Below are 12,639 nucleotides of genomic sequence, written 5' to 3'. Positions count from 1 at the left end.
TGTTGCATTCTAATCTATCGAAGCTGAGCCTAAGGGCGACACTGGGGTTGATCGTTCAGGCTTCACTCCTCCGTCTTAAGGATCGTCTCGATCCGGTCCAGCTCCTCCTGCGTGAAGTCCGCATGAGACAGGGCGGCGATATTCTCCTCGATCTGGCTGACCCGGCTTGCGCCGATCAGCGCCGAGGTCACCCGGCCGCCGCGCAGGGTCCAGAGCAGGGCGAACTGGGCCAGACTCTGGCCGCGCGCTACCGCCATCTGGTTCAGCGCGTGGATTCTGCGCAGCACCTCCGGCGTAATCCGGCTCTCATTCAGCGCGGCCGAAGGTCCGGCCGCCCGGGAGTCTCCAGGGATGCCGTTCAGATATTTATTCGTGAGCAGACCTTGCGCCAGCGGTGTGAAGGCGATACTGCCCACTCCGTGTTCCTCCAGCACATCCTGAAGCCCGCCTTCAATCCAGCGGTCCAGCATGGAATATCTCGGCTGATGAATCAGCAGCGGGGTGCCCAGCTCCTTCAGGATAGCAATAGCCTGCCGGGTCTGCTCCGCCGTGTAATTGGACAAACCGATGTACAGAGCCTTGCCTGAACGGACAGCATGATCCAGTGCTCCCATTGTTTCTTCCATAGGCGTCTCCGGATCCGGACGGTGGGAGTAGAAGATATCCACATAATCCAGCCCCAGCCGCTTCAGGCTCTGGTCCAGACTCGACAGGAGATATTTACGTGAACCCCAGTCCCCGTAAGGACCGGGCCACATCGTATATCCCGCCTTGGTCGAGATCACCAGCTCGTCACGGTATGGGGAGAGATCTTCAGCCAGCACTTTGCCGAACAGCGCTTCCGCCGATCCCGCCGGAGGCCCGTAGTTATTCGCCAGGTCGAAATGGGTAATGCCGAGATCAAAAGCGCGGGTTATCATCCCGCGGCCGTTCTCGTAAGCATCAATGCCGCCGAAATTATGCCACAGGCCCAGTGAAATGGCCGGAAGCTTGAGGCCCGACCTGCCGGTGCGGTTGTAACGCATTCCTTCATACCGTTCATCACTAGCCACATATACCATGTTATATCCCTGCCTCTCGTTTCTCTCTTGTGCGTTACCCAACTATAAACACAGGACGGAATTTATAATCTTCTTCTGCCAAAAAGCTTGAATGCTAGCCCAGCAGTCCCTGCACTCTGCCCAGCACCTCTCCAATCCGCTCTGTAATAATCAGATCTGCCTTATGGTCGTACGGGGTAGGCTCACCGTTAAGCAGCACGGTATGCCGCCCTCCGAAGTAGGTGACCAGACTCGCAGCAGGCTGAACAGTCAGCGAGGTGCCGCCGATGATCAGCAGATCCGCCGCCGCAATGGCATCCACAGCTTCGACCAGTACCTCATGATCGAGCGCTTCCTCATAGAGCACCACATCCGGCTTGATAATGCCGCCGCAGTCCTCGCAGAGCGGCACAGCGCCCTCCTGCTCCAGCCATTCCTCCAAGCCGTAATAGCGCTGGCAGCCCATACAGTGATTACGGTGGATAGAGCCGTGCAGCTCCAGCACCCGGCGGCTTCCCGCAATCTGATGAAGGCCGTCGATATTTTGCGTAATGACCGCCTTCAGCCTGCCGCTCTCCTCCAGCCCGGCCAGCAGCCGGTGGGCACCGTTCGGCTCCGCTCCGGGATGAATCATCTTACTGCGGTAGAAATCAAAAAAAATGTCCGGCGAGGACATAAAGAAGCTGCGGCTGAGCATCACCTCAGGCGGATAAGGAGAGTTATGCTGTGTCTGGTACAGACCGGCTGCCGAACGGAAGTCCGGGATGCCGCTCTCCGTCGATGTTCCCGCACCGCCGAAAAACACAATATTGTTGCTTTCTTTTATCCAGGAAGCCAGTAGCTGTAATTGTTCCATGATCCACACCTGTCCTCTCTCTGCGTAATTCGTAATGATTTCAGACCGTTAAGCGGAGCGCCGGGAAGCCGGATACCACAATATCCGCATCGAGCAGATGCTCTGTCACCCCGTCCGGTGAGATCCCGACAGCAAGCCGCAGGCCTGCTCCCCGGCCCAGCTGCATATCGGCATTGCTGTCACCGATAATCACCGTCTCAACGGGCTGCAGCCCCAGCTCCAGGCAGGCCTTCTCGGCCATCTCCGGTGCAGGCTTGCCATACTTCACCCGGTCACGGGTAACCACCGCCCCGAAGTACCCCGAGATGCCAAGCCATTCCAGATGCTCGCGGGTAGCGGACAGATTATCCGAGGTCACAACTCCAAGCTTCAGGGAAGCGGCGGCACACTCCTTCAGGAAGGGCAGCAGTCCCGGCATGGGTACAGCCGTACGGCGGCGGCGCAGCTCATTCATCGCCTCCTTGGAGATGGCATTCACACGCGTCACCGCTTCATTCCAGGGAACACCTGCTGTATAGAGCTGCCAGGCCAGAATCCCGGTGGATTCCTCAACCGTTGCCATGGAGAGCGGACCTGCGGGATCATAACCCGTAATCCGTCCGGAAGCATCATGCGTCGTCCCCAGCACCCGGGCCAGATCGGCTCCGGTCACGGGTCTGCTGCCAATCAGAGTCAACTGGCTGCCCAGCCCCTCAAGCACCAGTTCAGCCCAGCTGCCCCACGTGGCAAGAAGATCGAGCAGCGTGCCGTCCTTATCGAACAGGATGCCGCTTACGGGAACAGAGAACTCCTTGATGTGCAATACAGGCATTCCATCTCTCCTCTGCATAAATTGTATAGCTTCTACTTAATTAGTCAGATAGATGTTCATTTGCTCTGGCGCAGATTCCCCAGCCAATCCAGCATCGCCCGGACCGTCCTTGTCTGCTGTTCCTCTTCGGTAATCTTCGCGGTCCCGTCACCCTTTTGCTCGCCGTAGCTGCCGAATTGGGCATGGTTACCACCTTCAACCGACACATATACGGTATTGCCCGGCAAGTAGGAACGCCCTTTGTTATAGCTCTTCTGGTCTACGACTTCATCCTGCGTGCCAAGCACAGACAAGACAGACAGTGTGGTGTCCTTCAGGCTGCCTTTCTCATCGGGATACGAGGCCAGAAAAAAAACGCCTTCCAGCTGGCCGGCATGCTCCGCAGCGAAGCGTGAAGCCATCACGCCGCCGAGCGAATGTCCGCCCAGGACGAAGGACTGCTTCGGATGCACGCGGATAATCTCTTCGGCGGCATCCCCTTTAATCACGGCCAGATTAAGCGGCATTCGGGCAATGTAGAACGGGTGTCCGGCAGCGGCAACCTTACGGGCCAGCGGCGCATACGCTTCCGCCTTGACCAGTGCGCCCGGATAGAAAATCACGGCTGTGCCGAGCACTACTGATGGGTCGAACGAGATCCAATGGTCATTCTGCTCAACCGAGACTCCCCCGGCAGAGACCAGGGCGGTTTCCGCCCGTGCCTCCGGCTTATACGGGGTCAGATACCTCCAAATAAACACCCCCGCCGTCAGCAGAACCAATACAACCCCTATTAGCACACGGCGTCTGGTTATATTCTTTTTCATTAGTGTTCACTCCCGGTTACTGCATACTGAAAATTATAAGGGAATCGGTGAATTCAAACAACCTTCAAGACTTCGCCACATCTGGCGTCATCCGCCCCTAATGATAGCGCTTACTATTGTGATGTATTTCACAATTTAATTTCCGGAAAACATGTATTTTAAAATTAAAACATCAAACGGTACGCAAACCTTATTCCACTTGGAGGTTACGTCATGACCCGGGAAAGCTCGCTTGACACGCGCGGAGAAACCTATTTTCTTAATCTGCGTTTCATGCTTATTGTAACTGTCTTTGTGGCCAATGCGATCGAACCCCTGATTCAGGATATGAGCGGACTGCACACTCTTTACCAGTGGATTTTCAGTTTTCATATGCCGCTGTTTGTGCTGGTGACCGGATACTTTGCCCGTTCAAGCTTACATGGAGCGCCAGGACGCAAGGTGCTGCTGCAGATTGCCCTGCAATATGTTATTTTTCAGAGCCTCTACTCCCTACTTGACGCCTCCCTGTTTCATGTCAGCAACATACAGCATTCCTTCTTCGCTCCTTATCTGCTGCTGTGGTTCCTGGCCAGCCACGCCTTCTGGCGCCTGCTGATGCTGGGCATGAGCCGCTGGACCCGGAGCGCCCAATTGGCCTTCGCCATCACCGCAGGGGTGGCCGTAGGTTATCTGCAATTGGACGGCATCTGGTTCAGCATCAGCCGCACCTTTGTCTATCTGCCCTTTTTTGTGATCGGAACCCACTTCTCCTTCGGAGCTTTCATGAAGCTGTATCAGCGGTATGTCAAAAGCACGGCCGCCGCTGCCTCGCTCCTGCTGTTCTTTGTGATCGGCCTGATGGGCCGTGATCTCCCCATGGGCTGGCTGTACGGCAGCATGACCTATATGCAGCTTGGCGTCCATGAATGGTACGCAGGCCTGTTCCGGCTGGCAATCTATGGCCTGCAGTTCATCGCTTCCCTGGCCTTTCTGGGTCTGGTGCCTTACGGGTTAAGCCGCATGACCGGTCTGGGACGCCGGACGCTTTATGTTTTTCTGCTGCATGGCTTTGTGGTCCGCACGGCGGTCATGTCCGGCCTGTACGCGTATCTCGGCAATCCTGCCGGAACAGCACTACTGCTTGCCGGTGCAGTCTTGTGCACAGTGCTGCTCGCCCAGCCTGCTGTGAGACGTCTGCTGAAGCCGCTGGTGGAGCCGTCTGTAGACTGGATGATTTCATTGCAGCGCGCCGCCCTCAGACGCTCTCTATAGATTGAAACTACTCAAGCAGTTGCTATTATACTAAAGTCTATCCGGTATGTACGGGATAGGCTTCTTCTGTATATCAGCCCAGACTTTACATGAATAACTCCCCGACAAACTTCACATTGTCCGGTAGAAAAATGAGCTTTTTTGTGATAGACTCTCTATTAACGTTCGTAACCAATCACCGCAGGGTACGTATATTCCGGGATTGCAATGCGTTAATGCGGCACTATATTTGCTTCACCAATATTGTTAGGGGGAAAAGTCATCATGGCAAACAAGAAAATGCGTTCAGATATGATCAAAAAAGGCTTCGACCGCGCTCCTCACCGCAGCCTTCTGCGGGCAGCAGGCGTCAAAGAAGAGGATTTCGGCAAACCGTTCATCGCGGTCTGCAATTCCTATATCGATATTGTTCCGGGTCATGTGCATCTGCAGGAATTCGGCAAGATCGTTAAGGAAGCGATCCGTGAAGCCGGCGGGGTTCCGTTCGAATTCAATACAATCGGCGTAGATGACGGTATTGCCATGGGTCATATCGGTATGCGTTATTCGCTGCCAAGCCGCGAGATCATTGCCGACTCTCTGGAAACGGTGGTATCCGCGCACTGGTTCGACGGTATGGTGTGCATTCCCAACTGTGATAAAATCACCCCGGGCATGATGATGGGCGCGCTGCGCGTCAACATCCCGACGATCTTTGTCAGCGGCGGGCCGATGAAGGCCGGCGTGGACAGCAAGGGCAATAAGCTCTCCCTGACCTCCGTATTTGAAGGCGTTGGTGCCCATCAGGTCGGTAAGATCAATGATGCTGAGCTGCTGGAACTGGAACAATTCGGCTGTCCTACCTGCGGATCATGCTCCGGTATGTTCACCGCCAACTCCATGAACTGTCTGGCCGAAGCTATGGGCCTTGCGCTTCCGGGCAACGGCACGATCCTGGCGGTTGCCGAAGAACGCAGAGATTTCGTCCGCAAATCAGCAACCCAGCTCATGGAGCTGATCAAGCTGGATCTGAAGCCGCGTGATATCGTAACTCAGGAATCGCTGGACAATGCCTTCGCACTCGATATGGCGATGGGCGGCTCCACCAACACTGTGCTGCATACCCTGGCACTGGCCCAGGAAGCTGAAATCGACTATCCGTTGGAGCGCATCAATGAAGTAGCCAACCGCGTGCCTTACCTGGCCAAGCTGGCTCCGGCCTCCGATATCTTCATCGAGGATGTGGACCGGGCAGGCGGCGTAAGCGCCGTGCTGAACGAGCTGCTGAAGAAGCCGGGCGCGATCTTCGGCGACTGCATGACCGTTACCGGCAAGACACTGGCCGAGAATGTGACCGGGCATGAGATCCAGGATACGTCTGTTATTCATACCATCGACAACCCCTATTCCCAAGTAGGCGGACTGGCTGTGCTCTACGGCAACCTGGCTCCCGAAGGCTCTATCATCAAGGTGGGTGCCGTAGATGCTTCCGTTGGCGGCTATCACAAAGGACCTGCCATCTGCTTCGACTCCCAGGAGCAAGCACTGGAAGGCATCGCCAACGGCAAGGTCAAAGAAGGCCATGTTGTGGTTATCCGTTACGAAGGACCGAAGGGCGGACCGGGCATGCCTGAGATGCTGGCTCCGACTTCGCAGATCGTGGGCATGGGTCTTGGCGCGAAGGTCGGCCTGATCACGGACGGACGGTTCTCCGGTGCGTCCCGCGGCATCAGCATCGGCCACATCTCGCCGGAAGCGGCTGAGGGCGGTCCGATCGCTTTTGTAGAGGATGGCGACATCATCGAGCTGGATCTGATCAACCGCAAGATCGAGCTGCTGGTGGAAGAAGAAGTGCTGGCAGTCCGCCGTGGCGGCTGGAAAGAGTTCGAACCGAAGGTGAAGACCGGTTATCTGGCCCGTTACTCCAAGCTGGTTACCAATGCAAGTAAAGGCGGCGTGCTGAAGATCTAATCGTTAGAGCCGTGATTCTGTATAATACAAGAACGCAAGTCTTTACCTGTTGAAATGTTACCCCATTGAAATAAGCATACAAAAGATGCCCTGCAGACTGCTGTCTGCCAGGGCATCTTTTTTTTGAATCGAGGTGTATTTAATAGAAAGGGATTAGAATCTGCCGCCGGTAATTACAAGCTCTGCGGACCGGGTCTCGGCAAGGCTCCCTCCAGCCATCACCGTAACCCGGCAGGGAACAGGGGCAAACTTCATGGACGTATTCCATACGCCCAGCTCTTCCAAGCCAAGACGGAAGGTTACTGTTTGTTCTTCACCAGGCTGCAGCAGGATTTTGCTGAAGCCCTTCAGCTCTGCAATCCGGCGGGTGATCCCCGACTCCCGGGCGCGGATGTAGAGCTGGACGGTCTCCAGCCCTGTGACGGCGCCGGTATTCTTCACATTGACGCGGACCGATACCCCGCCGCCTGCCTCCAGCTCAGCCGTTGAGATCGCAGCAGCGGATAATGAGACGCTTCCGTATTCATAACTCGTGTAGCTCAGCCCGTGTCCGAAGGCATACAGCGGAGCGGACGGCATGTCCACATATACCCGGGGACGGCCCGGGTCCTTCTGGTTGTAATATACCGGCAGCTGCCCGGAGGAGCGCGGCAGGGACACCGGCAGCTTGCCGCTGGGATTCACGCGGCCGAACAGAATCTCAGCGATCGCCTGCCCGCCTTCCGCACCGGGATAAGCCGCGCACAGCAGCGCGCCGGCGAGCGGCTCCAGTCCGTCCAGTGCATGCGGACGGCCTTGGATAACGACGGCGACCACCGGTGTGCCGGTGGCTGCCACCGCCTCCGCGAGCTGCAGCTGGATGCCGCCGAGCCGCAGGTCGGCCAGATCCACTCCTTCTCCACAGTCCATCTCGGATGGACTGCCTTCACTGATAATAGCGGCACCGTTGGCTTCGAAGTCGCCGCCGAACTGCCGGGCGCTGCTGCCTCCCAGCACCAATACAGCAACATCCGCGCTGCGTGCCAGCCCTACCGCTTCGCTCAGGCCGGCTGTGGACGATTCGCGGATGCCGCAGCCCAGAGCATGCACAACCTCAATCCCGGCCGGCGCGCACTGCCGGATGCCCTGCAGCACCGTTGTGCCGCTTCCTTCCCGCTGGATGCTGGTGTAATCACCGAGCTGATTATACAGCCGGTCCGCGTTCGGGCCGATGACTGCGATCCGCCCGAGCTTGCCGCCGAGCGGAAGCAGCGCATCTTCGTTCTTCAGCAGAACGGCCGATTCCCGCGCCACCTGCAGGTTCAGCCTGCGGGTATCCGCATGGCCCACCACAGTAAGCGCCAGCTCTTCATCTGTATACGGGCGCTCAAACAAGCCGAGCCGGAATTTCAGCGCCAGCACACGGGATACGGCGCGGTCAATCTCAGCCTCGCGGACAAGCCCCAGCTTCACCGCTTGTTCAAGTGTGCTGAACGCCTTGTCCCACAGGCTCAGGTCTACACCGGCGGATAAGGCCAGCGCTGCCGCGCCTTCATAACTGCCGGTCAGCGCTATCAGACGGTCAACAGCCTGGCCGTCAGCCATAACTATACCGCCGAAATCCCATTCTCCGCGCAGAATGCCGCTCAGCAGCGCCTCATTTGCATGGCAGGGAATGCCGTCGATTTCATTGTAGGCGGCCATGAATCCGGCAGCCCCCGCCGCTGCCCCTGCCTGCGCAGCCGGGAGATGAATCTCGCGCAGCTCACGTTCACCGATTGCGGCCGGCCCGGCATTCCTCCCGCCCTGTGCCGCTCCCTGCGCGCACAGATGCTTGAGAACCACCGCCACCTTGTCCGGTGAAGCCAGCCCGCCCGGTGTTGTTCCCTGCATCCCGCGCACCGCCGATGCCGTGAAGGCGGCGGCCAGGAACGGGTCCTCGCTGTAGCATTCCTCGGAACGCCCCCAGCGCGGATCATGCAGAATATCAAGGGCGGACAGCAGCCCGATGTGGGCTCCACGGCTCCGCAGCTCCAGTGCCACCCGGCTGTAGGCCTGTTCCATCAGCTGCGGATTCCAGGTTGCGCCGACAGCCAGATTCACGGGCAGCAGGGTTCCGTCCAGTGCCTGATGCCCGTGCGGACACTCTTCACTAAGCAGCACGGGAATGCCCAGCCGGGTATGCTCCAGCACATAGCGCTGCACCTTGTTCGCAGCAGCGGCGCTGTCGGCGGCGGTTATCCCGTTGCTGTAATCCACGCCGGACCATGGGTCGCTGCGGAATAATCCATACAGCGCGCCCATTCCTCCTCCGTCAGCCACCTCCTGGCGGAAGGCCTCGGTAAGCACAAGCTCCCCGTTCTCCCAGGCGTAGGCATCCCAGCCATACATCCGCTGGTTCAGCTGGCCTGTCTTTTCACGCAGTGTCATGCGGGACAGCAGATCCTGAACCCGCTCCTCCACACTATAAGAGGATAACTTATATATTTCCATCGTCTCGTTCCTCCCGCTTGTCCCAAGTTATCTGACTTCCGTTTGCCGCTTCAGCCTTATCCATCCTTGCTGGATAGATCCTCGCTTGCCCTCAGGCCCCGGTATTCTTTGGGGGTCATGCCGGTATAGGACTTGAATACGGTAACGAAATATTTGTATTCCTTGTAGCCCACCTTATCGGCAATTTCGAATACCTTGTCATGCGTAGCCGCAAGCAGTGCCTTCGCCTGCTCAATCCGCAGCTCGTTCATATATTCTGTGAAGCCCTTGCCCGTGCTCTGCTTGAAAATATAGCTGAAATAACTGGGTGTAATCTTCAGCCAGGCCGCCACCTCGAATGCCTTCAGATCCGTACGGTACTGCGCTTCAATATAACGCTTGGCCTTCTCCACGATCCAGTAGGAGCGGTCCGTCCCGTTCTGTTCAATCAGCTCCAGGAGATCACCCATATCCTTACGGATCAGCGCCTGCAGAGCATCGTAAGAATTGTACAGATAGAGATCCGGCGACTGGCGGCCATAATCCATCCCGGTGATTCCGCTCTTGCGCAGCCGCTGGCGCAGCAGAGCGAACAGCTCCTCATACACCGTCACGATCTCATGGAGCAAATATGCCTCACGCCGGAAAAAACGCAGCATCTCCGCCACCAGCTCTTCGGTCTCCCCGGCATCCTGCTTGAACAGAGCCGACACCAGATTCTGCACCGTATCGGCAATATCCAATGCTGCAGGCTCCCTTGCAGCGCTCCACTCCCGGATAACCTCTTCCTCCAGTACGGCAGGGCTCTTCAGAACAGCATAGCGCAGCAGCTCTGCGGCTTCCGCACAACGGTCTGCCGTCTCAGCGGCATCGGTATAAGTCCGTGATGCCCCGCAATGCAGCTCGGCCCCGGGGATCAGCCCGGGAACGAAGCCGTCCAGCCATTCACGCCATTCCTGCGGCTTCAGCAAGTTGTCCGATGCCGCAAGTGTAATCAGCAGATTCTCATGATCGAAGATCGAGACGAGCTTCAGGCCGGGGCGTGCCAGCTGCCTGTGGAGGCTCTCTATCCACTGCTCCTGGAGCTGCTCATACTCCTCCTGTCCAAGCTCCGCATAACGTTCCTGATAGCAGCTGAGCTGCGAGGCAAGAATTCTGAACTGCGCTCCCTGAAGCGAAGCTGGTGCCGCCTTCCGGTAGGCCATTCCTTGCCGGGCCATGTTGGTCAGCCAGAGCTTCACTTCATCCTTGCCGCCCTCCTGCTTCTGCCGCAAGATATCTTCCGCCAGCTTGCCCACAACTCCGGTAAGCTCCTCTATATTCACCGGCTTCAGCAAATAATCGTTCACCCCGAGCCGGATCGCCTGGCGGGCATAATCGAAATCTTCATAGCCGCTGATGATCACCATACGGACCCCGGGATAACGCTGCCTCACCTGTCCGGCAAGCTGCAGACCATCCATGCCGTCCATCCGGATGTCCGAGAGCACGACATCAACTTCATGCTCCCCCATAATCTGCAGCGCTTCCTCACCGTCGTAAGCTTCGCCTATGACCTCTATCCCCAGCGCAGCCCAATCGATGGTCAAGCGAAGCCCCTTGCAGATCACCGGCTCATCATCGACAATCAGCATCTTAAGCCCTCTGGGTTCTATTCGTCCGTTATTGGTCATGATCTTCTGCCCCCTCGCTTCCGGCCTGCCGCAGCGGGAGTGTGACACGAATTCCAGTGCCTTCACCCGAAGAATGGATAATCCGCAGCCCGTAATCCTGTCCGAACTTAATGGACAGCCGTTCATGAATATTCCGCAGCGCCCCTTCGTGACCGCTTACGCGCATCGAAGGCCTGCGATCCAGGTTAGCTGCGATCTCCCGCATCCGGTCCGGAGTCATGCCTATGCCGTTGTCGGTCACATCAATTCTGATTTCCTCTCCGGCAGTATAAGCCTTCACTTCAATCCTAAGAACTGGGTTGCTCCTGTCAAAAGCGTGCTTGACCGCGTTCTCCACCAGCGGCTGGATGGTCGCCTTCAGGGTAGCCGTCTCTTCAATGCCCGGCTCCAGCTCCAGTGAATAGGACAGCTTATCGCCTAGCCGGTACTGCTGCAAATACAAATAGGCCTGGACGAAATCCATTTCCTTGCCCACCGTCGTCTGATAGCTTCCGTTATTGACGCTGGCGCGGAAGAATCTGGACAGCATTTCGATCAGCTGACTGGATTGCTCCGCCTGCTCCAGCCGGGCCGTCCAGCGGATCATATCCAGGGTGTTGTACAGAAAATGCGGGTCCATCTGATTCTGCATCAGCCTTAGCTCCGACTCTCTTTCCCGAAGCTCCAGCTTGTATTTATGATCAATAAGCTGCTCAATGGTCATAACCATTTCATTAAATTTGCTGCCCAGCTCGGCAATCTCATCCTGGGAATTGACGGGCACCCGCGCGCGGAAGTCACCACCCGCCACACGCCCAGTCTCGATCTTCAGCCGCAGAATCGGACGGATAATCGTATAGTGGAAGCCAACAAGCGCAGTGAGCGCCAGCACCACAATGGCAATCAGAATAACGGACATTACAATCTTGACGCTGCGGAATTCCTCCGCCATCTTCTCTTCGGAGATGATAACGACCACTTTCCAGTCAGAATTTTCAATTTGGTTAGACATAGCCAGATAGCGCTTGCCTCCGATGTCAGAGGCGGCCAGCTTGCTGCTGCCCGCTGTGAGCTTCTGCATGAGAGCCTCGTCTGGAACATAGCCGTCCGGCAGACGGTTGACGGATTCCAGGATGAGATCACCTGCCCCGCCCATGACGAACACGCTGCCGTAGCCGGCTGCCAGCACACCTTTTTCAAGCTGGGCAGCGATCTCCGCCTCATCGAGCCGGATGGTCAGCATGCCGAGCGGCTTCGTAATCTCGCTGAAGGAATTGAGAATACGGACCATGGAGAGCACCCGCACCTGCCCGTTCCAGGAGCTGTTCAGCGGATAGCCCTCTGTCCAGAGAATTCCGCCTTTGCGGGCCACCGCCTCGCGCTGCCACCTGCCTTCATCCCCGCTGAACGGCTCGCCCATCTCGATGGTGTTGCCGTTGTAGCCGGAAATTTCAATGGTGCGGATATAGCTTCTCGACATTAACTGGAAGGTCAGGAAATCCTCAATATTACGTTTGTATACAGACCTTTGCTCAGCTTCAAGCAGCGGATAACTGCGGAGAAAGTTCCGCATGTCAGGACTCAGGATGAGGTAGTCGGCGATATCCTCCACCATCTTGGTCTGTTCTCCAAGCTGGCTGGTCACATTATCCAGGTTGCGGCGGGTAGCACTGATGAACTGCTCGCGGAGCACCTTGTTGTACTTATATTGGACAATGACCCCGACCCCGATGGTCGGCAGAATGACAAACAGCAGAAAGATCACCATCGCCTTGCGCTTCAAACCGAAATTACCGGCCATTCTCCAGCGTGTCTTCAT

Annotated in this window: 9 protein-coding genes; 2 read left to right on the top strand and 7 right to left on the bottom strand. The window is 57.0% G+C overall.

Going from position 1 to position 12,639, the window contains the following annotated elements; all coding sequences use genetic code 11:
* Nucleotides 1–62: 62 nt before the first annotated feature.
* The 4 genes from mgrA to MHH28_RS31095 form a co-directional block, all read right to left on the bottom strand.
* Complete coding sequence (gene mgrA, locus MHH28_RS31110; protein ID WP_405109304.1) at nt 63–1,061, bottom strand: L-glyceraldehyde 3-phosphate reductase; 999 nt, start codon at nt 1,059–1,061, stop codon at nt 63–65.
* Between the two features lie 94 nt (nt 1,062–1,155).
* The gene (locus MHH28_RS31105) at nt 1,156–1,896 is read right to left on the bottom strand and encodes an NAD-dependent protein deacylase (protein WP_405109301.1); all 741 of its coding nucleotides are present in this window, start codon (nt 1,894–1,896) and stop codon (nt 1,156–1,158) included.
* A gap of 40 nt (nt 1,897–1,936) precedes the next feature.
* Nucleotides 1,937–2,707 carry an HAD family hydrolase gene (locus tag MHH28_RS31100; RefSeq protein WP_405109298.1) on the bottom strand — a complete coding sequence of 257 codons (771 nt, stop codon included), beginning with the start codon at nt 2,705–2,707 and terminating at the stop codon, nt 1,937–1,939.
* Nucleotides 2,708–2,763: 56 nt separating this feature from the next.
* Nucleotides 2,764–3,513: an alpha/beta hydrolase gene (locus MHH28_RS31095; RefSeq protein WP_405109295.1), complete on the bottom strand. Its 750-nt coding sequence runs from the start codon at nt 3,511–3,513 to the stop codon at nt 2,764–2,766.
* Nucleotides 3,514–3,726: 213 nt separating this feature from the next.
* On the opposite strand from MHH28_RS31095, the gene MHH28_RS31090 reads away from it, so the two are divergent.
* Together MHH28_RS31090 and ilvD are read left to right on the top strand one after the other, a co-directional pair.
* Nucleotides 3,727–4,767: an acyltransferase family protein gene (locus MHH28_RS31090; RefSeq protein ID WP_405109292.1), complete on the top strand. Its 1,041-nt coding sequence runs from the start codon at nt 3,727–3,729 to the stop codon at nt 4,765–4,767.
* Nucleotides 4,768–5,031: 264 nt separating this feature from the next.
* Complete coding sequence (gene ilvD / locus MHH28_RS31085) at nt 5,032–6,717, top strand: dihydroxy-acid dehydratase (RefSeq protein ID WP_405109289.1); 1,686 nt, start codon at nt 5,032–5,034, stop codon at nt 6,715–6,717.
* A 153-nt stretch (nt 6,718–6,870) separates the two neighbouring features.
* Here ilvD and MHH28_RS31080 read toward each other — a convergent pair whose 3' ends face one another.
* The 3 genes from MHH28_RS31080 to MHH28_RS31070 are packed head-to-tail and all read right to left on the bottom strand — an operon-like array spanning nt 6,871 to nt 12,639.
* Nucleotides 6,871–9,189, bottom strand: a complete 2,319-nt coding sequence (locus MHH28_RS31080) for a glycoside hydrolase family 3 N-terminal domain-containing protein (RefSeq protein ID WP_405109287.1) — start codon at nt 9,187–9,189, stop codon at nt 6,871–6,873.
* A gap of 56 nt (nt 9,190–9,245) precedes the next feature.
* A complete protein-coding gene (locus MHH28_RS31075; protein WP_405109285.1) occupies nt 9,246–10,841 on the bottom strand; it encodes a response regulator in 1,596 nt (531 codons plus the stop codon).
* The gene (locus MHH28_RS31070; protein ID WP_405109282.1) at nt 10,831–12,639 is read right to left on the bottom strand and encodes a sensor histidine kinase; all 1,809 of its coding nucleotides are present in this window, start codon (nt 12,637–12,639) and stop codon (nt 10,831–10,833) included. The genes MHH28_RS31075 and MHH28_RS31070 overlap by 11 nt, the downstream gene beginning before the upstream one ends.

Origin of the sequence: Paenibacillus sp. FSL K6-1217 (assembly GCF_045040735.1) — a bacterium.
Classification (GTDB): domain Bacteria; phylum Bacillota; class Bacilli; order Paenibacillales; family Paenibacillaceae; genus Paenibacillus_AQ.
This window is presented reverse-complemented; position numbering and strand designations above follow the sequence as displayed.